Raw genomic sequence first — 21,400 nt, 5'->3', positions numbered from 1 at the left:
CGAACGTCCGCCTGAATCACGCGGTCACAGCTTTGCTGATAACCGGCTAATAGCTCAACGCCAGCTCCCCGGAGCCCACCCATGAAAACCCTACGCACCGCCTTTCCGGCCGCCTTCCCCCGTGGATCTTCCCGCGACTCGGAAACCGCGCTGTCGGACATCGAGTTCCTGCACCGCATCAGCCTGGACCTGATCGGCGAGCAAGACCTCGAAGCCCTCTACGGCAAGATCGTCGATGCCGCCGTGTCCATCACCGGCTCGCAATTCGGCACCATGCAGCTGCTCTGCCCCCAAGGCCATCCCTCCGGCCATGGCGGCGAACTGCAACTGCTGTGCTCACGGGGCTTGCCGCCCGAGGCCGTAGGATTCTGGCAATGGGTGAGCCCAATGGCCTACAGCAGCTGCACCATGGCCCTGCAACTGGGCCAGCGCGCCATCATCCCCGACTTCGAAGAATGGGCCGACATCGCCGGCACCGAAGACCTGCTCGCCTTCCGCCGCGCCGGCATCCGTTCGGCCCAGACCACGCCCTTGCGCTCGCGCGACGGGCGCCTGCTCGGCATGATCTCCACCCACTGGAGCACGCCGCACCAACCGTCCGAACGCGACCTGCGCCTGCTCGACATCCTCGCCCGCCAAGCCGCCGACCTGCTGGAACGCACCATCGCCGACGAAGCCCTGCGCGACGCCGAAGCCCAACTGCGCGCCCTCAACGAAACCCTTGAACAACGCGTGGCCGAACGCACCGCCATGCTCATGCAGGCCGAAGAAAAACTGCGCCAGTCACAGAAAATGGAAGCCGTCGGCCAACTCACCGGCGGCCTGGCCCACGACTTCAACAACTTGCTCGCCGGCATCTCCGGCGCCCTCGAACTGATGAACCGCCGCATCAGCCAAGGCCGCCTCAGCGACGTCGACAAATACATGGTCGCCGCCCAAGGCTCGGCCAAACGCGCCGCCGTCCTCACCCAGCGCCTGCTCGCCTTCTCCCGCCGGCAAACCCTGGAACCGCGCGCCACCAACGTCAACACCTTGATGTACGGCATGGCCGAACTCATCCAACGCACCGCCGGCCCCGGCATCCAGATCGAAACCCTCGGCGCCGTTGACGCCTGGACCGCCTTCGTCGACGTCAGCCAACTGGAAAATGCCCTGCTCAACCTGTGCATCAACGCCCGCGACGCCATGCCCGAAGGCGGGCGCATCCAACTGCAAACCAGCAACCACTGGCTCGACGCCAACACCGCCCGCGCCCACGACCTTGCCGAAGGCCCCTACCTGCGCCTGAGCGTCAGCGACACCGGCACCGGCATGGCGCCAGACATCATGGCCCACGTGTTTGAACCCTTCTTCACCACCAAACCCATCGGCCAAGGCACCGGCTTGGGCTTGTCGATGATCTACGGCTTTGCCCAACAGTCGGGCGGGCAGGTGCACATCCAGTCCGCAGTGGGCGAGGGCACCTGCGTGTCCCTCTACCTCCCACGCCACCACGGCGCGGCGCCGGGGGATGAACTGACGCCGGGGCAGACCACGATCGAAGTCGCCCAACACGGCGAAACCGTATTGCTGGTGGACGACGAATCCACCGTGCGCATGTTGCTCGCCGATGTGCTCGGGGAATTGGGCTACACCGTGATCGAAGCGGCAGACAGCGCGGCAGGGCTGAAACTGCTGCGCTCGGATGTGCACATTGACCTGCTGGTGACGGACGTGGGCTTGCCGGGCGGGATGAATGGGCGGCAGATGGCGGAGGCGGGGGTGGAGCTAAGGCCGGGGTTGAAGACGTTGTTTATTACCGGGTATGCGGAGAATGCGGTGATGGGGTATGGGCAGTTGGGGGCGGGGATGGGGGTGTTGACGAAGCCGTTTGCGGTTGAGGTGTTGGGGGGGAGGGTTAGGGAGTTGTTGGGGAGGTAGCTACTGACGGGTTATTAAGATAATCATTGAGCACCGTTAGCGGCTATAGATGATTGCCAGCTATCGGTAAAATGAGGCCTTTGTGATTCCCGCTACCAAGCGATATCGTGTTTTACCGATAGATTGCACCGTGCAACCCCGAGTTGCTGAGCGCTATTTGACAATCTAATACGCATACGCATTGAAAATAGTCCACCTAGTCGAGATAATGGCATAGTGCTATGTGTGGTGTGGGCCGCTACCGCTACCAATTGGCTAGCCAATAAGCTCGGAAAACCAGTTTTATGCTGCGCTTTGCTGTCCTATTAATGATTTCTGAGTGGGGATTTTACGCTCATAAGTGTTATGTCGATGGCCGCGCATTATGCACGCACGATCACGGATGTTAAATTTTATAGATAAGGGTATTCAATGAGTTCTGCTATTACACCTCAACTCGTGCAGCGTGTTTTTGAATTGTATCTAGAAAACAAATTAGTTGTTAATCGCAGATATCAGCGAAAATTAGTGTGGGCTATCGAAGAAAAAGAAAAATTTATCGATTCGCTAACCAATGGGTACCCTATCCCTATGATATTAACTTCAAAGCAAGAGGGGGCAGGGGGGGATAGTGGCACGCTGGAAATACTTGATGGTCTTCAGCGGTTAAATGCAATAACCTCTTTTATTGAATGTGACTTTTCTCTTGGTGGAAAATTTTTTGATCTGGAAACAACTTCGCTAACTAAAAATCTTAAAGATAACGGAAGACTGGAACAAAAAAAGCCAATATTGGACGCTAAAGTTTGTTCGGTAATTTTAAACTATCAGATTCCATTTTTAACAACCCACATAAACACTCCGTCCTTTATTGATGAAACGTTTAGACGGATAAATACTGGCGGAAGAAGGCTGTCGATGCAGGATGTAAGGCAGGCAGGCTCTTTAGGTATAGTTCCAGAAACTATTAATAAAATATCTAACTATGTGAGAAAGGATTCTTCTCGGACTGATATTGTCACGCTGCGCAATATGAAAAATATTAGTATCGGTGACGATAGGCTGAATTATGGGATAAATATTAAAGATATTTTCTGGGTCAAAAGTGAAATCATCAGAAGGGAGGATATACGCGAATCTAGAGATGAGGAGTTGATTGCCCATTTATTAAGCTATGTTTCAGTTCCAAAGGAGTGTCATACCACTTCTGATTATCTAAACAAAGTATATGACTCATCTACGAAAGAGCATCAGGCTTTAGCGGGCACATTGGAAAAATATAATGAAGACTTCATTATAAAGTCGTTCAATTTTATTTTTGATGAGTTAAATAAAGTATTTAGAGAAGATAGGGGAAGCTTTTCAAATACAATATTCACAAGCCAAAAACAAAAATCTTCAAGATGTTTCCAAGTTATTTTTTTGTCAATGTATGAGCTAATTATAAATGAAAATATGGCCGTAAATAATTACAAGGATTTGCACGGGTCTCTAAAAGGAATATATGAAAAGCATTATAGTTCTATTATGTCAAATAATCGCAAATGGCATAATGAGGAGAGGACAAGTTTGATTGAGGCTACCAAAGGCATAATTAGTAAGCATTTTGTGAAGTCGAAAGATAATAAGTTTGAGCCGGGTAATTGGATTAGAAATATAGAAAATATAATCAATGAGTCCAAGACAGAGCAGCAGTCCTATGATTTTAAAATGGGGTTGATAGTTTTGTCGAATAACAAAAAAGAATTGAATTTTGAACTTATTGATAAAATTCTTAAGACTCTAGTTGCTATGACGAATAGTATTACTGGTGAGTGTACCGTAATTGTTGGGGTCGCTGAAAGCGAAGCTGATGCCAAAGCTCATGAGTTAAAGTTTGGTAGGAGTTTTATTAAATATTCCAGTAAGTTTATTGTGGGGATTGACAGTGAGGCGGAGTATGTCTATAAAGGGATTGATCAGTATCTGAAGATAGTTAAAGATTACATCGGGAAAAGCAAGCTGGTGTCAGATGAGTTTAGGTTGAGAGTATTGAATAAGCTTTCGAATTTTACATACAAGGAAAAGGAAATACTTATTTTTAGGGCTGAGCGAGGAACTGCTCCCGAGGCATATGGTAACGAATATTTTGAGCGGCATTTGTCTCACAATGCCGAAGTGAAACCAGGTGCAGCTATGAATGATTTATTCAAGCGGTTTATGGTGTGACCTTTTAGGTCGTTTTCCTGATATTTCCGTGTAAAGGCGCCCACGTGTGGGCGCTATTTTTAATGAAGTAAGATTTATTTAGTGTGCGGAGTTTGCGTGAAAAAGACGGGACGAAAAAAACGGGACGGATTTATTTTATAAAAGTCAGTCCGTCCCCTTTTCTCATACTACGACCCAACGATCAGGCTGGGTCGCGCTCTGGATGGCTAGTGATCAGCTAGTGCAGGGTGCTTCACGGTCTAGAAGCTCGGCTGTCATTAGCACACCTAACTCACTCAATTGGTGAATTGCTAGCGCGATGTCACGGTGTTTTCCGTTCAAATCTTCGGATAGATCAAGCAACAGAGTGCTGACTGACGTGAAGGTCTCATAACTGTTGATGATGAGCGTTTCGTTGCTGGTGTCGGGAGCGACGGTGAAAAGCGTGGTTGAATCGTTAACCATCGTTAAGTTCCTTACCTGATGCCACCACCCCATCGCTACTAAACAAAAGGGAGGCAGCTGTACGCAGGTTAGTAGACCGGTGGAACCTAACAAAACCGGCGCGCCCGAGGGCGCCCTGCGCACAGCCACCATCAAGCACAGACGGTAAGGTCTGACAGACGAAGCTCATGCACTTGTTAGGTTAACCGTGGGCTACTAAACCCGATCACCGAGAAATTCAGCGACCGCGCAACCTTAGATTCGACCACCCCAGCACACAAGCCGGCGGATTCTGACGCAGGCGTAGGCAACGGAGCAAGGTGCCGGATGGCTTTGGGATTTATCCCTGCGTCAACTGCGCAAATGTTTGGTGCTGCGACTGAGTTTTTGCGCCATTGCTGTAGGTATTGATCGGGTTTCCTGTAGCCCCTTTCTGAAATTCAATCCCGCCTCCCAATCCCCGCCCAATCAGAAAACGCCGCTTTTATATTCCGACCTCTTCGTTATCTCGAGGTTGGAATTGCGCCATGTTAAAGACCCATATCAACCCGCGACTCAGCGACCACGCGAGCCTCAAGGCCAGGTACCTCAGCGGGGCATCGCCGATGGCCGTGCGCAAGTTCGATGCGCTGAACGCGCACCTGCCCCGGTTTTTTGTCGACGCCGGCCACATGATCATCGTGCCGAGCAACACAACCCTGGAAAGCACCGCCGAAGAGGCTTGGATGATGCGGGAAGCGCAAAGGATCAGCCGTGCGCTGGAGCTTGACCCGTACGTAACGGAGATCACCGCCGGTGAATACGATTTGCTGCAAAGCGTATTGGGTTACACCTCCCTGGGCATCGGCAGTGCGGCGTCTGCCTGGAGTACACATCTCAAAGACGTGCGCCACACCATGGAGCAGATTCAGCAGGCTTATGCGCGGTACAAAAGTGGCGGAGTGGACCGGGAGACGTTTTTTCGGCAGCGCGAAGTGTTGTTGAAACAGTTGAATAACCAGCTGCAGGGCGCGGCGCGGTTGGGCACGGGGTTGCGCGGTGGGAGTTCGTTGAAGTGGATTCTGGGGATCTCTACCAAGCGTTTTTTGGATAAAGGGGAGATCAGGGGTTATGCGGAGCGTCTTGAGCGTATGGCGGGCGTGGCGCGGCATTTGCGCAAGGGGACTTATATCGGGTTGGCGTTGGATATGACGGTGGCGGGGTTGGAGGTGAAGGAGGCGTGTACGTTGGGGCGGGAGGCGCAGTGTCGGAAGGCGCAGTTCGTGGAAAGCGGGAAGTTGGTGGGCGGCGTCGCAGGGGCATACGGCGGGGGAATGGCCGGAGCGAAGATTGGGCCAGCGTTGTGTCGTTTGTTTCTGGGCATCGCGACAAAGGGGGCAGGGGGACTGTATTGCAGTGTCTTGGGCGGCGCTGCCGGCGGTTATTCGGCCGGGAAAGGTCTGGGTGTTGTTGGCGCCGAACTGGGTGAAGAACTGTATTTAGGTGTTGATCTATGGATATAGCCGGCTATAGGTTCATCACCTGGCTCGTGGGCGTTGAGTCACTCGTTGGTGTGGCGTTGCTGCTGTACACGCACTATTTCAAGCTTGAAATGCTGGAAAAGTATTTTGAGAACAATGAAATTGTTCAACTGAACAAGCAACGTTGGCCGGGCAATCGGCCGATGGATAAAGCACTGCGCATGGGGCAGATTTCCTGCTTTTTGACGTTTCCAAAAAGTTATATCCGGCTAGGCGATGTGAGCGAAAAGGAGGTTGCGTCAGTTCCGCTCTCTCTCAAGCGCTGGGTGATATGGCCGGAGCTTTTTTGGCTTCAAATATTTATGTGGATGGGGATTCGTTACGTTCTATACGCGCTGTAAAAACAACCGTGCCACTTACAGTGGCACGGCTGATAACCCAGCTAACCGCAAAAACCTAAACCGTCACCACAATCTTGCCGATCTGCTGATTCGCCTCCAAAAACCGATGCGCCTCCTGCACCTCATCCAACCCAAACGTCTTGGCAATCACCGGCGCCAACGCCCCGGAAGCCAACCCATCCACAATAAACGCCTTGGCCCGTGCTAACACCACCGGGTCCGCCACAATCTCCGCGTACAAATACCCCTTCAACGTCAAACATTTGCCCAGCACGGTAAACAACGGAAACGGCGTCGGCTCCGAACTCAACGCGCCGTACTCCAGCAAAATCCCGCCCTGGGCCATGCTCCGGGTGAGTGCCTCAAAGCCCGGCCCGCCAATCGGGTCGAACACCACGCGGGCGCCTTGGCCGTTGGTGAGTGCCATCACGCGTTCCACCAGGTCTTCTTCATCGCTGACGATCACGTGCGCGGCGCCCGCTTCCAGCAACGCCTGTTTTTTCGCACGGGTGCGGGTCACGGCGATGGCGGTGGCGCCGACGCTGCGGGCGATCTGGAAGGCGGCGAGGCCGACGCTGCTGGAGGCGGCGGTGATCAGCACGACGTCGCCTTGGGTCAGCTTGGCCTGTTCCACCAGGGCGCCCCAGGCGGTGACGTATTGCATCCACGACGCGGCGGCTTGGACGAAGCTGAGGTTCTGCGGGTGTTTGACGGTGAGATGGGCGGGCACATTGGCCACTTCGCCATAGGTGCCCCAGCGTGCGATGTCCAGGGGCGGGATGACGCTGACGGCATCGCCCACCTGGAAGTCGCGGACGTCGGCGCCGATTGCGCTCACCACGCCCGCCGCTTCATAGCCCAGGCGGCTGGGGAATTCGGCTTCTTGCAGGTAGGCGTGGTTGCGGAACATCACTTCGGCGCGGTTGAGGCCGAAGGCCTTGACCTGGATTTGCACTTCATCGGCCGCCGGCGCCGGGACGTCGATGTTTTCCAGTTGCAAGACGCTTGCGTCGCCGTAGGCGTGAATCCTGACAATGCGGGCCATGGGGTTGATCCTCGATGTTTATCAATGTGGCGTTCAATTTAGGCGTGGGACGGCGCGGAATAAAGGCCTAGGATGGCGCAACACTAGAAACAATGGGTTTCCAATGGATCGTCTTACCTTGATGGCCACGTTCGTCAAAGCCGTGGAGCTGGGCTCGTTCAGTGCGGTGGCGGATGAGCTGAACCTGTCGCCACAACTGATCGGCAAGCAGGTGAAGATGCTGGAGCAGCACTTGGGTGTGTCGCTGCTGCACCGCACCACGCGCAAGCAGAGCCTGACCGACTTCGGTCGCACCTTCTACCCGCGCGCCAAGCTGATCCTGGCAGACATGGACGCCGCCGAAGAAATGGCCGCCGTGACCCGTGGCGTGCCCAGCGGGCGCTTGCGCATCAACGCGCCGGTGACGTTTGGCGTGAGTTCGTTGGCCCCGCGTTTGCTGGAGTACATGGTCAAGTTTCCCCAGGTGGCGGTGGACCTGACCTTGTCCAACGAGCTGGTGGATCTGGTGGAGGATGGCTACGACGTGGTGTTCCGCATCGGCGAATTGGCCGACAGCGGCTTGAAGGCCTTGCCCCTCAAGCCCTATCAGATGGTGCTCTGCGCGGCGCCGGCCTACTTGGCCCGTCGCCCGGCGATCAGCAGCCCTTGGGATTTGCAGGAGCATGAATGCCTGGCGTTTGCCTATTCGGACGGGCGTTCACACCTGCACTTCGAAGGCCCGCAGGGGCGGGTGGAGGTGCCGATTACAAGCCGTTTGACGATTAATCAGGGTGACCCGCTGCTGTCGGCGGCGGTGGCGGGCTTGGGCGTGGTGTTACTGCCCCAGGAACTGGTGCATGACGCGCTGCGCAAAGGCACGCTGCTGGCATTGCTGCCGGGTTACACCGTGCCGGCCTCGCCGATGAACCTGCTGTATGCGGCGGATCGTCGGGTGACGCCGAAGGTACGCAGCTTTGTCGATTTTGTGAAAGGTGCGTTTGGCCGGGATCTCATGAAAACAGCCCCTTGAGGCCTATATCGGTCTACCATGCCACCCCCGGCAGTGGTTCCACGCGCTACCGATCCTTCTTTTATAGGTACTGCCCATGTCCATCGACCAAATCAGCCTGCCCAAAGGCGTCGGCCCGCACGCCAGCAAGCTGCTGGACGCCATCACCGGCGCTTCCACCCACGAAGAACTCAACCGCGCTGGCGGCAAGGCCGAAGGGTTTGTGCTCGGCCTGGAATCGACCAAGGCCATCAAAAGCCAGATCGCCGAGGCGTTGTACGTGGCGTATGACGATGCGGCGGCACATCGGGCCAGTGAGTTGAAGGGCTAAATCACCCACCTCTGTGGCGAGGGAGCTTGCTCCCGCTGGGCTGCGCAGCAGCCCCAAAACCTGCCAGCGCGCAGAGTCAGGTAAAACTCAGTGGCCGAAGGGGGCGCTTCGCACCCCAGCGGGAGCAAGCTCCCTCGCCACAGGGGAAGCTGCGGCGTCTTACCGTAACGAAAACTTCCACGCGGTGGTGTAGCGTCGCAGGGTCCAACACATACAGTGTCCAAGGAGTACACATGACATTGACCGTCAAAACCCTGCTCGACCTGGCCATGGCCAACCCCGTCAACGCCGAGATCACTGCGCGTCTGCCAGCTCTCGGCCTGGACCAGTGCTTTCTCACCGCAGGCTGCCTGTTCCAGGCGGTGTGGAATCATCAGTCGAACCTGCCTGCCGCTCAGGGCGTAAAGGACTACGACGTTTTCTATTTCGACACAGACCTGTCCTACGAAGCCGAGGACGCCGTGATTCGTGCGGCAGAGCAGTTGTTTCAAGATCTGGGCGTCAACGTGGAAGTGAAGAATCAGGCGCGGGTGCATCTTTGGTATGGCCAGCGATTTGGCCGGCCGTATCCACAATTGCTCACGGCAAAAGACGGGATTGATCGCTACCTGGTGGCGGGCACCTGCATCGGCCTGGAAGTGGCGACGGGCGAGGTGTATGCGCCGTATGGCTTGGCGGATGTGGAGCAGGGTGTGCTGCGGATCAATCCGTTGCACCCGGAGCCGGAATTGTTTGTGCGCAAGGCCAGGAGTTATCAGGAGCGGTGGCCCTGGCTCAGGATTGTGGGGGCCACTTAGCATTGAGGCGATGCGGATAGGGCGGGGCGGCAGGTGGTGCGCGGCGATCCCTTCGTAGCCTCGCTAAAGCTCGACAACTCCCACATTTTGATGTGTGAACGCCGTTGAATGTGGGAGCTGGCTTGCCTGCGATGACGCCAGCCCAGTCACCCCCACAACCTGCCTCCCGGCCCAATCGGCAATGAACTTTTACCCGCCTACCACACGTCCAAGTTGAAACGCCCAGCCAAGGACCGACCATGACCTTCTTCATCTTCCTGCTCGCCTGCGCCGCCGCCGCCAGCACCGGCATGCTGTTCAAACCCGGCGCCTGGTACGCATCCCTCGTCAAACCCAGCTTCACCCCGCCCAACTGGCTGTTCCCGGTGGCGTGGACGCTGATCTACCTGTTGCTGGCCTGGGCCGGTTACCGCCTCAGCCTGATCCCGGACAGCCAAGTGGTGCTGGCGCTGTGGGCGGCGCAGATTGCGTTGAACACGTTGTGGACGCCGGTGTTCTTCGGCGCCCATCGCATCCTCGCGGGGATGGTGATTCTGGCGGTGCTGTGGCTGACCGTGGCGACGATGGTGGTGTTGGCGGTGCGCCTGGATTTGATCACCGGGTTGATCCTGTTCCCGTACCTGGCGTGGCTGTGTGTGGCGGCGGCGTTGAATTTCTCCATTTTGCGCAATAACCGCTGATGGCACACCACCTCTGGCCCGCCAGCGCAACCGAACTGGCGGAGATGCGCCGCTTCAACAAGAAGCTCGCCTGGTTGCCGCGGTTCAAGATCCGCAATCGCTTCACGCCGCGTGTGATCCAGGCGTTGCTACGTGCCGGTCAACGGTTAAAACGCGCCCCTGCGGCTGAAACCCGGTACGCAGGCTCGGTGCCGGTGCGCATCCTGCGCCCCAGCGGCAAACCCAAGGGCGTGGTGCTGGATATCCACGGCGGCGGCTGGGTGATCGGCAATGCGCAGATGGATGACGACCTCAACCTGGGCATGGTCAACGCCTGCGACGTGGCGGTGGTGTCGGTGGATTATCGACTGGCGGTCGATACGCCGGTGCAAGGCGTGATGGAGGATTGCCTCACGGCCGCGCGTTGGTTGCTGAGCGCCGATGAATTTGCGGGCTTGCCGGTAATCATCGTCGGCGAATCGGCCGGCGGGCACCTGGCGGCGGCGACGTTGCTGGCGTTGAAGCAATGGCCGGAATTGCTCGCGCGGGTCAGCGGCGCGCTGTTGTATTACGGCGTCTATGACCTCTCTGGCACACCCAGCGTACGCGCCGCAGGCCCCGACACGTTGCTGCTGGACGGGCCCGGCATGGTCGAAGCGCTGCGCCTGCTCACGCCGGGGTTGAGTGACGACGAGCGTCGGCAGCCGCCGTTGTCGCCGCTGTATGGCGACTTCACCGGGTTGCCACCGGCGTTGATGTTTGTCGGGGAGTTGGACCCGCTCAAGGACGACACGCTGCTGATCGCTGAGCGATGGCCGGGCGCGCAGGTGCACTTGGTGCCGGAGGCGGCCCATGGGTTTATCCATTTTCCGGTGGGGATGGCGGGCAAGGTGTTGGCTTATGGTCGCCAGTGGATCGTGGACAAGATGTCCCTTGAAGACCCTCTCGGCATCCGGCCGGTGGCTGCGGATGATGTTTCACAGGTGCTGGCCTTTGCACAACAGGCCCGCGCCGAGATGTTTCCCAAGCTCAGCGATGCCGGTGTGCCGAATGATCTGGCGCAATTTGAGGCGACCTACCTTCAAGGTGACGGGCGCTTTCTGATCGCCTGTCATGACGGTCAAATCGTTGCTGCCATTGGTTACCTGCCGTATGACAACCGCTTCCCCCAGCTCAATTACCAGGGCCGCAAGACGGTGGAAGTGGTGCGCTTGTTTGTGCTGCCGGCGTTTCGCCGCTTTGGCTTGGCGGCGGCGTTGTATCGCGCACTGGAGGCAACGGCGCAAGCGGAGGGGGTGGAGGTGATGTACCTGCATACCCACCCGTTTTTGCCGGGGGCGATTGATTTTTGGCTTCGGCAGGGGTTTGAAGTGGTTGATGTCGAGGCTGACCCGGTGTGGCAGACAACCCATATGCAGCGAACACCGCAGATCTAATGTGTGTGGCTTGCCTGCGATGGCGGTCCGTCAGTCAAAGAGATGCAGGCTGACCCACCGCTATCGCAGGCAAGCCAGCTCCCACAGGTGATTTGTGGTGTTTGGGTGTTCGTGTACAAGCCTTTAGTTCGAGCGCAGCCGCAAGATCTGCGCCCCATCAAACGGGTCCGTCAGGTAATGCGCCTGCACCCCGAACGTCTCCTGCAACCGCTGCGGCGTCAGCACGTCCAGCGGCTTGCCCAGCGCCACCAACCGCCCGCGATCCAGCACGGCCAAGCGATCACAGGTCAGTGCCTGGTTCAGGTCATGCAGCGCAATCAGCGTCGTCACCGGCAGCGCCTGCACGCCTTTCAAGATCGCCAGCTGATGCTGGATATCCAGGTGGTTGGTCGGTTCATCCAGCAACAGAATCTGCGGCCGCTGCGCCAGGGCGCGGGCGATGTGTACGCGTTGGCGTTCGCCGCCGGAGAGGCTGCGCCACGCGCGTTGGCTCAGGTGGGTGGCGTCCACGTCGTGCAGGGCCTGGCGCACGATGCTGTCGTCGTCAGCGGACCACGGGCTCAGCGCCGACAGCCACGGCGTGCGGCCCAGGGCCACGGCGTCGAATACGCGGATGGCGTCGTCGGTGTCGGCTTGTTGTTCGACCACCGCCAGTTGCTGCGCAATCACGCGGCGGGATAACTGCCCCAGGCGCTGGCCGCCCAGCCACACCTCACCAGACGCCGGTGCACGCAACCCGGCCAGCAGCTTGAGCAAGGTGGATTTGCCGGAGCCGTTCGGCCCGACAATGCCGAGGGTTTCCCCCTGTGCTACGTCCAGGTGAATATCGCGCAGCAACTCGGCGTCGCGCACCTTGAAGCCCAGGCTACGGCAGCTGAGCACGCTCATCGTGCGTTCCTCCGGCCAATCAGGATCAGCGCAAACACCGGCGCGCCGACCAGTGCCGTGACCACGCCGACGGGAATCACCTGGCCCTTTATCAAGCTGCGCGACAGCACATCCGCTGCAATCAAGAACAGCGCACCGCCCAGCGCACTGGCCGGCAGCAAGCGCGAATGCCCTGTGCCCAGCAGCAGGCGCACGGCGTGGGGAATCACCAGCCCGACAAAGCCGATGGAGCCGACAATCGACACCATCACCGCCGTCACCAGCGCTGCACAGCCCACCAGCACAAACTGCACGCGCCGCACCGGGATGCCGAGGGACGCCGCCGAGTCGCTGCCAAAGGTGAACGCATCCAGCGCGCGGCGATGCCACAGGCACACCGCCAAGCCCACGAGCGCCACCGGCACCGCCAGCCACACCGAGGGCCAGCGCACCCCGCTGAGGTTGCCCAGCAACCAGAACATGATGCCGCGCGCCTGTTCGGAACTGGCGGATTTGGTGATGAGGAAGGCGGTCAGCGCATTGAACAGCTGTGAGCCGGCAATGCCCGCGAGGATGATCTGCCCGGTGCCGCTGGACGAACCGCTGGCCCGCGCCAGCAAAATCACCAGGGCGAACGCGGCCATCGCACCGACAAATGCGCCCGCCGACAACGAAATCAACCCACCGCCCACGCCGATCAACGCCACCAACACCGCACCAGTCGAGGCGCCGGCGCTGATGCCCAGCAGGTACGGGTCGGCCAATGGGTTGCGCAGCAGCGACTGCAGGATCACCCCACAGGTCGCCAGCCCGGCACCGCATGCGGCGGCGACCAGGGCGCGGGTCAGGCGGTAGTTCCACACCACGCCTTCATCGATGGGGTCCAGCACGTAGCCGGCGCCCCACAGTTTATTGGCCAGCACCTGGAGCACGACCTGCGGCGAGATGGCGGTTTCGCCGATGGCCACGCCGGCGAGTACGGCGGCCAGGAGCAGGGCCAGGGCGAGGAGGGCGCGGATCATTGCGGCAGGTCGTAGCCGTCGATGGCCGTGGCCAGTTGTTCAAGGCCATCGAACATGCGGATGCTGGCCTGCAACGCCAGGGCGTCGAGGATGATGATGCGGTTGTGTTTCACCGCGTCCATATTGCGCGTGACCGGGTCGCTGCGCAGGAAGGCGAGTTTCTTCTCGTGGTCGTCGGCGGGGTAGCGGCGGCGGTCCATGCGCGCGATGACGAGGAAGGTCGGGTTGGCCTTGGCGATGGTTTCCCAGCCGACGGCGGGCCATTCTTCATCGGACTGCACCACGTTGTGCAAACCGAGGGTTTGCAGCATGAATTCGGGGATGCCCTTGTGGCCGGCCACGTAGGGATCGCTGGCCATCTCGGCGCTGGAGAACCACACCAGCGCGCTGGCCTGCTTGAGGCCTTTGCTCTGCACGGTGGCGACGGACTTGGCCAGGCGTGCCTTGAGTTCGTCGTTCAGTTGTTGGCCGCGATCCTGCACGTCGAAAATCGCCGCCAACTGGCTGATGCTTTTATAGATGGTGTCGATGCTAAACGGCTCCAGCCGCGTGCCGTCGGCGCCCACCAGGTTGTCTTTGCCTTCGCAGTCGGAAGGCAGCAGGTAGGTAGGGATTTTCAGCTCATGGAATTGCTCGCGGGTGCCCACCACGCCTTGCGCGCCGACCACCCATTCCAGCTCGGCGGCCACCAGTTGCGGGCGCTTGGCGATCACCGCTTCGAAGCTCGGCTCGTTATTGGCCAGGCGCTCGATGCCGTCGTTCAGGGTCTTGAACTGCGGCAGTACGTTGTTGAACCACAGCGACGTGCCGACCACTTTCTCGCCCACGCCCAAGGCGTAGAGCATCTCGGTGGCGGCCTGGCCGATGGTCACGCTGCGCGTCGGGGCTTGTTGGAAGTTGAGGGTGCTGCCGCAGTTTTCCAGCGTCAGCGGATAGTGGGTCGGCGCGGCGTGGGCCAGGGCACAGAAGCCCAGGCCGGTAAGCAGGGCGGTAACGCGTGGCAGCATGGGGCAATCTCCGTTGGGACCGTACAGTGGACTGGGGAGGTACGGTAGTGGAAATACACCCACGGATACGGCCGCCGGGGCCGCGCAAGGATGTCCTTCCCGGACACCCCGCCGGTTGGTGATAACGCTGGGCCGGCAGGTCTCCTGACTTGTGCGTCATCGCCTCGCTCCGGCCTTCCCGGACAGTGTCCAGTGGCAGTGGGGAGCAGGCTCGGCACCTACAGTTGCGGGGGCAGTTCCGATTGGCGCGATGGGGCGCGCTTGGGATTCCCTGTTAGTCCCCTTCGGGAACCGGCGCGCCATGGTAGTCGATCGGGCTGCGAAGGGGGAGTTGCAACGGGGAAATCGCAGAACAAATGCGATACCTGTAGGAACTGGTTCATGTGGGAGCTGTCGAGCGCCAGCGAGGCTGCGAAGGCGGCGGCACTGATGGTAGAGATGTTGCCTGGGTTATTTACGATCCAGCCACACGGTCTGCGCATTGCAGAATTCCCGCACGCCGAAGTGCGACAGCTCACGGCCAAAGCCACTTTTCTTGATCCCGCCAAACGCGACCCGAGGGTCGGAGACGCTGAACGAGTTGACGAAGATCCCACCAGTTTCCAGTCGGTTGGCGATATCGCGGGCTTTCGCCGCATCGGTGGTGAAGATGCTGGCCGTGAGGCCGAACTCGCTGTCATTCGCCAGTGCCACGGCGTGGTCGGCGTCGCGGGCGGTGATGATCGAGGCGACGGGGCCGAACAGTTCCTGTTTGAACGAGGTCATCTGGTCGGTGACGTCTGTCAGTACGGTGGGCTCGTAGTAGTTGCCTGCGCCGGCGACTTTATGGCCGCCCAGCAATAGGGTCGCGCCTTCTTCCAGGGTGGCCTGGACCTGGCCGTGCAGCTCGTCGCGCAGGTCGAAGCGGGCCATCGGGCCGATGTAGGTCGCGGTCGAGGTTGGGTCGCCCATCACCAGGGCACGGCTGGCCTCAAGGAACTTGGCGGTGAACGCGTCCACCACACCGGTCTCGACAATCAGGCGCTTGGCGGCGGCACAGACTTGGCCGCTGTTCTGGAAGCGGCCGATCAGCGCAGCTTGCACCGCGGCGTCGAGGTCGGCGTCGTTGAGCACGATGAACGGGTCGGAGCCGCCCAGTTCCAGCACGCACTTTTTCAGCGCCGCGCCGGCCTGGGAGCCGATGGCGATACCGGCGCGTACGCTGCCGGTGAGGGTGACGGCGGCGATGCGTGGGTCGGCGATGGCCTTGGATACGCCGTCCGGGGTCACGTTGAGCACTTCGAACAGGCCATCGGCAAAGCCGGCCTTTTTGAACGCTTGCTGGATCAGGTAAGCGCTGCCCATCACGTTCGGTGCGTGTTTGAGCACGTAGGTGTTGCCGGCGAGCATCGTCGGCACGGCGCCGCGCAGCACTTGCCAGACCGGGAAGTTCCACGGCATCACGGCGAGGATCGGGCCCAGCGGGCGGTATTCGATATGGGCGCTGCCGTTGTCCACCCGGGTCGGTTCCGGCGCGAGCATGGCCGGGCCTTGGGCGGCGTACCACTCGCTGAGCTGGGCGCATTTTTCGATTTCGGCGCGGGCCTGGGCGATGGGTTTGCCCATTTCCAGGGTGATCATCTGCGCCATGTCTTCGGCTTGTTCGCGCAGGGCGGCGGCCAGGGCCAGCAACCGCTCGACGCGCTGGCTGACCGGCTGGCTGCTCCAGCTGCGGAAGGCGGCGGTGGAACGGTCGAGGGCGGCGTCCAGTTGCGACTCGGACTCGTACGGGTAGCTGCCGACTGTTTCGCCGTTGGCCGGGTTGATCGAGAGGGCGTGGGTGGTCGCGTTCATGGCACCGTCCTGCTGAATGAGTAAGTGGGGTTCAGCCTACGGGGCTGGCTCTTTTCTGGAAACTGAATAATATTAAGCAATACGTTCACGATTGGAGAATGACTTGGACCTGGTGCAGCTGGAAATCTTCAAGGCCGTTGCCGAGCAAGGCAGCATCAGCGCCGCCGCGCAGTTGATTCATCGGGTGCCGTCGAACCTGACCACCCGTATCAAGCAACTGGAGCAGGACCTGGGCGTGGAGTTGTTTATCCGCGAGAAGAGCCGCCTGCGCCTGTCGCCGGCGGGCTGGAACTTCCTCGGCTACGCGCGGCGCATCCTCGACCTGGTGCAAGAAGCCCGCGCAACGGTGGCGGGGGAGGAGCCCCAGGGCGCGTTTGCCCTTGGGTCGTTGGAAAGTACGGCGGCGGTGCGTATCCCTGCTTTGCTCGCGGCCTACAACCAGAAACACACCAAAGTCGAACTGGACCTGAGCACCGGGCCGTCGGGCACGATGATCGAAGGCGTCCTGTCGGGGCGCCTGGCGGCGGCGTTTGTCGATGGGCCGGTGTTGCATGCAACGCTGGAAGGCGTGGCGGTGTTTGAAGAAGAGATGGTGGTGATCGCGCCGCTGCATCACGCGCCGATCACCCGGGGCCAGGATGTGAATGGCGAGAACATCTACACCTTTCGCTCGAACTGCTCCTACCGGCACCACTTTGAACGCTGGTTCTCCCAGGATGGCGCGGTGCCGGGCAAGATCTTCGAGATCGAGTCGTACCACGGCATGCTCGCCTGCGTCAGCGCCGGCGCAGGCTTGGCCCTGATGCCGCGCAGCATGCTGGAAAGCATGCCGGGGTTTGCGGCGGTGAGCGTTTGGCCGCTGATGGACAGCTTTCGGGTGTTGCACACGTGGCTGATCTGGCGGCGGGGGACGGTGTCGCAGAGTCTAAACAGCTTCGTAAAACTGCTAGAGGAACGCAATCTAGTAGCGACGTAGATCCAATGTGGGAGCGGGCTTGCTCGCGAATGCGGTGGTTCAGTTACACATGTATCGCCTGACACACTGCATTCGCGAGCAAACCCGCTCCCACATTTTTGAACTTCATCAGCCGCCGAATTGCAGGGTTCCCATCGCAAATTTGGTCATCAGCGCCGTCGCACCCAGTTGCACCAGCCACAACGCCAAACCACCAAGGAACACACCCAGCGCCACTTGCAAAACCAGGCTTTTCTGCCGTTTAACCTGCGGCGCACGCGGCGTGTAATCATCCAGCTCGTCACGGTCGGCACGCAGGTCCAGGTCGTCGTTTCTCATAAGGCTCTCACAGCAAAGGGGCGGGCAAGGTTCAGTCTAGGGGCTGACGACAAAAAAGGGGAAGCCATTGGCTTCCCCTTCTGTGCAACGGTTACCGGCTTACAGCACCTGAACGATTGCCTTTGTGACCGCGTCGATGTTCGACTGGTTCAACGCTGCGACACAGATACGGCCCGTGTCGAGGGCGTAGATGCCGAACTCGTTGCGCAGGCGGGAGACCTGTTCAACGCTCAGGCCGGAGTAGGAGAACATCCCGCGCTGGTGACCGACAAAGCTGAAGTCATGGCCCGGAGCGGCCTTGGCCAGCTCACTCACCATCTGCTCGCGCATGCCACGGATGCGCAGGCGCATCTCGGCCAGTTCGGCTTCCCACTGGGCGCGCAGTTCAGGGCTGTTGAGCACGGCAGCGACAATCGCGGCGCCGTGGGTCGGCGGGTTGGAGTAGTTGGTGCGGATCACGCGTTTGACCTGGGACAGGATGCGCGCGCTTTCTTCCTTGGACTCGCCGACGATGGACAGCGCGCCGACACGTTCGCCGTACAGCGAGAACGACTTGGAGAACGAGCTGGACACAAAGAAGGTCAGGCCCGATTCAGCGAACAGGCGTACAGCAGCGGCGTCTTCGTGGATGCCGTCGCCAAAGCCCTGGTAGGCCATGTCGAGGAACGGCACGAGGTTCTTGGCCTTGACCACGTCCAGCACGTTCTGCCAGTCGGCCGGGCTCAGGTCGACGCCGGTCGGGTTGTGGCAGCAGGCGTGCAGCACCACGATGGACTGTGGCGGCAGGGCGTTGAGGTCTTCGAGCAGGCCGGCACGGTTGACGTCGTGGGTCGCGGCGTCGTAGTAGCGGTAGTTCTGCACCGGGAAGCCGGCGGTTTCGAACAGCGCGCGGTGGTTTTCCCAGCTTGGGTCGCTGATGGCGACGACGGCGTCTGGCAGCAGTTGCTTGAGGAAGTCAGCGCCGATTTTCAGCGCGCCGGTGCCGCCAACTGCTTGCACGGTGGTGACGCGGCCAGCGGCCAGCAGCGGCGATTCAGCGCCAAACAGCAGGGTTTGCACGGCCTTGTCGTAGGCCGCGATGCCGTCGATTGGCAAGTAGCCACGGGCGGCGTGTTGCGCCACGCGAATGGCTTCCGCTTCGGCAACGGCACGCAAGAGTGGAATCTTCCCCTCCTCGTTGCAGTAAACGCCTACGCCAAGGTTGACCTTGGTGGTACGTGTATCGGCGTTGAATGCTTCGTTGAGGCCCAGGATTGGATCGCGTGGTGCCATTTCGACAGCGGAGAACAGGCTCATTTTTGCGGCAGCTCTATGGGGGAAAGGAGGGACGTGTCGCGCTCCAGCCGAATGCACTAGAGCGGTGCACAAACGGGGAGCTAGTATAGAGGCCATCACCGCCTGAGGCGACAACCGAAACGGCTTTTCGGCCAAGTTTTTCGGTTTATTTGCTGACCGTTAGTCTTATTGCAACATTGGCCGCGCAAGGCGTGTAGGACGATTGCCTTGAAACCCGTCACATTCGCCACCACTTCTACGGCTATCATGGTTTTTTCCTGCTGCCCGCTCTGAATCTTCGCGGGGGGCGGTCTTTTTCGTTCCCGACGGGTTTACAGTCTGGGGTGACTTCAAGAGGTACGTTATGTCGGATTTCCAACTCGTCACCCGCTTTGAACCCGCCGGCGATCAACCCGAGGCGATTCGCCTGATGGTCGAAGGCATCGAGGCCGGCCTGGCCCACCAGACGCTGCTCGGGGTGACCGGTTCGGGCAAGACCTTCAGCATTGCCAACGTGATCGCCCAGGTCAACCGGCCCACCTTGGTGCTGGCGCCGAACAAGACCCTGGCCGCGCAGTTGTATGGCGAGTTCAAGTCGTTCTTCCCGAACAACGCCGTCGAGTATTTCGTTTCCTACTACGACTACTACCAGCCCGAAGCCTATGTGCCGTCCTCCGATACCTTTATCGAGAAGGATGCGTCGATCAACGACCACATCGAGCAGATGCGGCTGTCGGCGACCAAGGCGTTGCTTGAGCGCAAGGACGCGATCATCGTCACCACGGTGTCGTGCATCTACGGCCTGGGTAGCCCGGAAAGCTATCTGAAGATGGTGCTGCACGTGGATCGCGGCGACAAACTCGACCAGCGCGAAGTGCTGCGCCGCCTGGCGGATTTGCAATACACCCGCAACGACATGGATTTTGCCCGCGCCACCTTCCGCGTGCGCGGCGATGTGATCGACGTGTACCCGGCCGAATCCGACCTGGAAGCGATCCGCATCGAACTGTTCGACGATGAAGTCGAGAGCCTGTCGGCCTTCGACCCGTTGACCGGCGAGGTGATCCGCAAGCTGCCGCGCTTCACCTTCTATCCGAAAAGCCACTACGTCACGCCGCGGGAAACCTTGATGGACGCCGTCGAGCACATCAAGGTGGAACTGGCCGAGCGCCTCGAATACCTGCGCTCCAATAACAAGCTGGTGGAAGCCCAGCGCCTGGAGCAGCGCACCCGCTTCGACCTGGAGATGATCCTGGAGCTGGGTTACTGCAACGGCATCGAAAACTACTCGCGCTACCTCTCAGGCCGCGCATCCGGCGCGCCGCCGCCGACGTTGTATGACTACCTGCCCGCCGACGCGTTGCTGGTGATCGACGAATCCCACGTCAGCGTGCCGCAGGTTGGCGCGATGTATAAGGGTGACCGTTCGCGTAAAGAGACGCTGGTGGAATACGGTTTCCGCCTGCCATCGGCGCTGGACAACCGGCCGATGCGCTTTGACGAATGGGAAAGCATCAGCCCGCAGACCATCTTCGTGTCTGCCACGCCGGGCAACTACGAGGCCGAGCATGCCGGCCGGGTGATCGAGCAATTGGTGCGCCCGACCGGCTTGGTGGACCCGCAGATCGAAATCCGCCCGGCGCTGACCCAGGTCGACGATTTGCTCTCCGAAATCAACAAGCGCGTGGCCCTGGAAGAGCGGGTGCTGGTCACCACGTTGACCAAGCGCATGTCCGAAGACTTGACCGACTACCTGGCCGATCACGGCGTGCGCGTGCGCTACCTGCACTCGGACATCGACACCGTGGAGCGTGTGGAGATCATCCGCGACCTGCGCCTGGGCACCTTTGATGTGCTGGTGGGGATCAACCTGCTGCGTGAAGGTTTGGACATGCCGGAAGTGTCGCTGGTGGCGATCCTCGATGCCGACAAGGAAGGCTTTCTGCGCTCCGAGCGCTCGCTGATCCAGACCATCGGCCGCGCGGCGCGTAACCTCAATGGCCGGGCGATTCTCTACGCCGACCGCATCACCGGCTCCATGGAGCGCGCGATTGGCGAAACCGAACGCCGTCGCGACAAGCAGATTGCCTTTAACCTGGCCAATGGCATTACGCCCAAGGGCGTGTTCAAGGATGTCGCCGACATCATGGAAGGCGCCGTCGTGCCGGGCTCGCGCAGCAAGAAGCGCAAGGGCATGGCCAAGGCCGCCGAGGAAAGTGCCAAGTACGAAAACGAACTGCGCTCGCCGAGTGAGATCACCAAGCGGATTCGCCAGTTGGAAGAGAAGATGTACCAGTTGGCGCGGGATCTGGAGTTTGAGGCGGCGGCGCAGACGCGGGATGAGATTGGCAAGTTGCGCGAGCGACTACTGGCTGTCTGATTTTGTAGTGGCTGTACTGGCCTCTTCGCGAGCAAGCCCGCTCCCACACTTGACCGTGTTCCAACTTTGAAATGC

At 59.7% G+C, this 21,400-nt stretch carries 19 protein-coding genes, 1 pseudogene and 1 riboswitch; of the genes and pseudogenes, 12 read left to right on the top strand and 8 right to left on the bottom strand.

Annotation, left to right across the window (positions count from 1 at the left end; all coding sequences use genetic code 11):
• Positions 1 to 81: 81 nt before the first annotated feature.
• Entirely contained in the window at positions 82 to 1,920 is a 1,839-nt protein-coding gene (locus NUV89_RS14450) for an ATP-binding protein (RefSeq protein WP_308220195.1), read from the top strand.
• Between the two features lie 411 nt (positions 1,921 to 2,331).
• Positions 2,332 to 4,107 carry a DUF262 domain-containing protein gene (locus tag NUV89_RS14445; protein WP_257781847.1) on the top strand — a complete coding sequence of 592 codons (1,776 nt, stop codon included), beginning with the start codon at positions 2,332 to 2,334 and terminating at the stop codon, positions 4,105 to 4,107.
• A 213-nt stretch (positions 4,108 to 4,320) separates the two neighbouring features.
• Here the strand turns inward: NUV89_RS14445 and NUV89_RS14440 are convergent, their stop codons facing one another.
• Positions 4,321 to 4,551, bottom strand: coding sequence for a DUF6124 family protein (locus NUV89_RS14440; RefSeq protein WP_257781846.1), 231 nt, complete (start codon positions 4,549 to 4,551; stop codon positions 4,321 to 4,323).
• 506 nt (positions 4,552 to 5,057) lie between these two features.
• Between NUV89_RS14440 and NUV89_RS14435 the strand changes: the two genes are divergently transcribed.
• Together NUV89_RS14435 and NUV89_RS14430 are read left to right on the top strand one after the other, a co-directional pair.
• Entirely contained in the window at positions 5,058 to 6,032 is a 975-nt protein-coding gene (locus tag NUV89_RS14435; RefSeq protein WP_257781845.1) for a hypothetical protein, read from the top strand.
• Positions 6,023 to 6,391 (top strand): hypothetical protein, encoded by a 369-nt coding sequence (locus NUV89_RS14430; protein WP_257781844.1) that lies wholly within the window; start codon positions 6,023 to 6,025, stop codon positions 6,389 to 6,391. Before NUV89_RS14435 ends, NUV89_RS14430 begins: the two co-directional genes overlap by 10 nt.
• A 55-nt stretch (positions 6,392 to 6,446) precedes the next feature.
• Here the strand turns inward: NUV89_RS14430 and NUV89_RS14425 are convergent, their stop codons facing one another.
• Positions 6,447 to 7,436 (bottom strand): zinc-dependent alcohol dehydrogenase family protein, encoded by a 990-nt coding sequence (locus NUV89_RS14425; RefSeq protein ID WP_257781843.1) that lies wholly within the window; start codon positions 7,434 to 7,436, stop codon positions 6,447 to 6,449.
• 103 nt (positions 7,437 to 7,539) lie between these two features.
• Here NUV89_RS14425 and NUV89_RS14420 point away from each other — a divergent pair, with 103 nt between their 5' ends.
• The 6 genes and pseudogenes from NUV89_RS14420 (at position 7,540) to NUV89_RS14395 (ending at position 11,647) form a co-directional block, all read left to right on the top strand.
• Positions 7,540 to 8,445 (top strand): LysR family transcriptional regulator, encoded by a 906-nt coding sequence (locus tag NUV89_RS14420; RefSeq protein WP_257781842.1) that lies wholly within the window; start codon positions 7,540 to 7,542, stop codon positions 8,443 to 8,445.
• A 76-nt stretch (positions 8,446 to 8,521) separates the two neighbouring features.
• Positions 8,522 to 8,755 (top strand): hypothetical protein, encoded by a 234-nt coding sequence (locus NUV89_RS14415; protein WP_017737886.1) that lies wholly within the window; start codon positions 8,522 to 8,524, stop codon positions 8,753 to 8,755.
• Positions 8,756 to 8,988: 233 nt separating this feature from the next.
• Positions 8,989 to 9,552: a nucleotidyltransferase family protein gene (locus NUV89_RS14410; protein ID WP_257781841.1), complete on the top strand. Its 564-nt coding sequence runs from the start codon at positions 8,989 to 8,991 to the stop codon at positions 9,550 to 9,552.
• A gap of 239 nt (positions 9,553 to 9,791) precedes the next feature.
• Positions 9,792 to 10,232 carry a TspO/MBR family protein gene (locus tag NUV89_RS14405; RefSeq protein ID WP_257781840.1) on the top strand — a complete coding sequence of 147 codons (441 nt, stop codon included), beginning with the start codon at positions 9,792 to 9,794 and terminating at the stop codon, positions 10,230 to 10,232.
• A pseudogene (locus NUV89_RS14400) lies at positions 10,232 to 11,140 on the top strand (alpha/beta hydrolase fold domain-containing protein); the annotation flags it as partial. The gene NUV89_RS14405 and the pseudogene NUV89_RS14400, both read left to right, overlap by 1 nt.
• The gene (locus tag NUV89_RS14395; RefSeq protein WP_257781855.1) at positions 11,138 to 11,647 is read left to right on the top strand and encodes a GNAT family N-acetyltransferase; all 510 of its coding nucleotides are present in this window, start codon (positions 11,138 to 11,140) and stop codon (positions 11,645 to 11,647) included. The pseudogene NUV89_RS14400 and the gene NUV89_RS14395, both read left to right, overlap by 3 nt.
• A gap of 123 nt (positions 11,648 to 11,770) precedes the next feature.
• On the opposite strand, the gene NUV89_RS14390 is transcribed toward NUV89_RS14395, so the two are convergent.
• From NUV89_RS14390 to NUV89_RS14375, 4 genes are all read right to left on the bottom strand, one after another.
• Positions 11,771 to 12,535 (bottom strand): ABC transporter ATP-binding protein, encoded by a 765-nt coding sequence (locus tag NUV89_RS14390; protein WP_257781839.1) that lies wholly within the window; start codon positions 12,533 to 12,535, stop codon positions 11,771 to 11,773.
• Positions 12,532 to 13,536 (bottom strand): iron ABC transporter permease, encoded by a 1,005-nt coding sequence (locus NUV89_RS14385; protein WP_257781838.1) that lies wholly within the window; start codon positions 13,534 to 13,536, stop codon positions 12,532 to 12,534. The genes NUV89_RS14390 and NUV89_RS14385 overlap by 4 nt, the downstream gene beginning before the upstream one ends.
• The gene (locus tag NUV89_RS14380) at positions 13,533 to 14,543 is read right to left on the bottom strand and encodes an ABC transporter substrate-binding protein (RefSeq protein ID WP_257781837.1); all 1,011 of its coding nucleotides are present in this window, start codon (positions 14,541 to 14,543) and stop codon (positions 13,533 to 13,535) included. The genes NUV89_RS14385 and NUV89_RS14380 overlap by 4 nt, the downstream gene beginning before the upstream one ends.
• A 116-nt stretch (positions 14,544 to 14,659) precedes the next feature.
• Positions 14,660 to 14,854: riboswitch (cobalamin riboswitch) on the bottom strand.
• A gap of 139 nt (positions 14,855 to 14,993) precedes the next feature.
• A complete protein-coding gene (locus NUV89_RS14375) occupies positions 14,994 to 16,376 on the bottom strand; it encodes an aldehyde dehydrogenase family protein (protein ID WP_257781836.1) in 1,383 nt (460 codons plus the stop codon).
• 103 nt (positions 16,377 to 16,479) lie between these two features.
• Between NUV89_RS14375 and NUV89_RS14370 the strand changes: the two genes are divergently transcribed.
• Complete coding sequence (locus NUV89_RS14370; protein ID WP_124525747.1) at positions 16,480 to 17,352, top strand: LysR family transcriptional regulator; 873 nt, start codon at positions 16,480 to 16,482, stop codon at positions 17,350 to 17,352.
• 108 nt (positions 17,353 to 17,460) lie between these two features.
• Here NUV89_RS14370 and NUV89_RS14365 read toward each other — a convergent pair whose 3' ends face one another.
• Complete coding sequence (locus NUV89_RS14365) at positions 17,461 to 17,670, bottom strand: hypothetical protein (RefSeq protein ID WP_257781835.1); 210 nt, start codon at positions 17,668 to 17,670, stop codon at positions 17,461 to 17,463.
• A 99-nt stretch (positions 17,671 to 17,769) separates the two neighbouring features.
• The gene (locus NUV89_RS14360) at positions 17,770 to 18,966 is read right to left on the bottom strand and encodes an amino acid aminotransferase (RefSeq protein WP_257781834.1); all 1,197 of its coding nucleotides are present in this window, start codon (positions 18,964 to 18,966) and stop codon (positions 17,770 to 17,772) included.
• A gap of 343 nt (positions 18,967 to 19,309) precedes the next feature.
• Here NUV89_RS14360 and uvrB point away from each other — a divergent pair, with 343 nt between their 5' ends.
• On the top strand, positions 19,310 to 21,325 hold the full coding sequence (gene uvrB / locus NUV89_RS14355; protein WP_257781833.1) for an excinuclease ABC subunit UvrB: 2,016 nt from the start codon (positions 19,310 to 19,312) through the stop codon (positions 21,323 to 21,325).
• The last annotated feature ends 75 nt before the right edge of the window (positions 21,326 to 21,400 follow it).

Origin of the sequence: Pseudomonas sp. 18.1.10, assembly GCF_024655625.1 — a bacterium.
In the GTDB taxonomy this organism is placed as follows: Bacteria; Pseudomonadota; Gammaproteobacteria; order Pseudomonadales; family Pseudomonadaceae; genus Aquipseudomonas.
Note: the sequence above shows the minus strand (reverse complement) of the source record. Positions and strands in the feature narration are given on the sequence as shown.

Excerpts from the sequence above, each read along its gene's own strand:
- NUV89_RS14450 (WP_308220195.1), top strand. The coding sequence starts at position 82 with ATGAAAACCCTACGCACCGCCTTTCCGGCCGCCTTCCCCCGTGGATCT.
- NUV89_RS14445 (WP_257781847.1), top strand. The coding sequence starts at position 2,332 with ATGAGTTCTGCTATTACACCTCAACTCGTGCAGCGTGTTTTTGAATTG.
- NUV89_RS14440 (WP_257781846.1), bottom strand. The coding sequence starts at position 4,551 with ATGGTTAACGATTCAACCACGCTTTTCACCGTCGCTCCCGACACCAGC.
- NUV89_RS14435 (WP_257781845.1), top strand. The coding sequence starts at position 5,058 with ATGTTAAAGACCCATATCAACCCGCGACTCAGCGACCACGCGAGCCTC.
- NUV89_RS14430 (WP_257781844.1), top strand. The coding sequence starts at position 6,023 with ATGGATATAGCCGGCTATAGGTTCATCACCTGGCTCGTGGGCGTTGAG.
- NUV89_RS14425 (WP_257781843.1), bottom strand. The coding sequence starts at position 7,436 with ATGGCCCGCATTGTCAGGATTCACGCCTACGGCGACGCAAGCGTCTTG.
- NUV89_RS14420 (WP_257781842.1), top strand. The coding sequence starts at position 7,540 with ATGGATCGTCTTACCTTGATGGCCACGTTCGTCAAAGCCGTGGAGCTG.
- NUV89_RS14415 (WP_017737886.1), top strand. The coding sequence starts at position 8,522 with ATGTCCATCGACCAAATCAGCCTGCCCAAAGGCGTCGGCCCGCACGCC.
- NUV89_RS14410 (WP_257781841.1), top strand. The coding sequence starts at position 8,989 with ATGACATTGACCGTCAAAACCCTGCTCGACCTGGCCATGGCCAACCCC.
- NUV89_RS14405 (WP_257781840.1), top strand. The coding sequence starts at position 9,792 with ATGACCTTCTTCATCTTCCTGCTCGCCTGCGCCGCCGCCGCCAGCACC.
- NUV89_RS14395 (WP_257781855.1), top strand. The coding sequence starts at position 11,138 with ATGTCCCTTGAAGACCCTCTCGGCATCCGGCCGGTGGCTGCGGATGAT.
- NUV89_RS14390 (WP_257781839.1), bottom strand. The coding sequence starts at position 12,535 with ATGAGCGTGCTCAGCTGCCGTAGCCTGGGCTTCAAGGTGCGCGACGCC.
- NUV89_RS14385 (WP_257781838.1), bottom strand. The coding sequence starts at position 13,536 with ATGATCCGCGCCCTCCTCGCCCTGGCCCTGCTCCTGGCCGCCGTACTC.
- NUV89_RS14380 (WP_257781837.1), bottom strand. The coding sequence starts at position 14,543 with ATGCTGCCACGCGTTACCGCCCTGCTTACCGGCCTGGGCTTCTGTGCC.
- NUV89_RS14375 (WP_257781836.1), bottom strand. The coding sequence starts at position 16,376 with ATGAACGCGACCACCCACGCCCTCTCGATCAACCCGGCCAACGGCGAA.
- NUV89_RS14365 (WP_257781835.1), bottom strand. The coding sequence starts at position 17,670 with ATGAGAAACGACGACCTGGACCTGCGTGCCGACCGTGACGAGCTGGAT.
- NUV89_RS14360 (WP_257781834.1), bottom strand. The coding sequence starts at position 18,966 with ATGAGCCTGTTCTCCGCTGTCGAAATGGCACCACGCGATCCAATCCTG.
- uvrB (WP_257781833.1), top strand. The coding sequence starts at position 19,310 with ATGTCGGATTTCCAACTCGTCACCCGCTTTGAACCCGCCGGCGATCAA.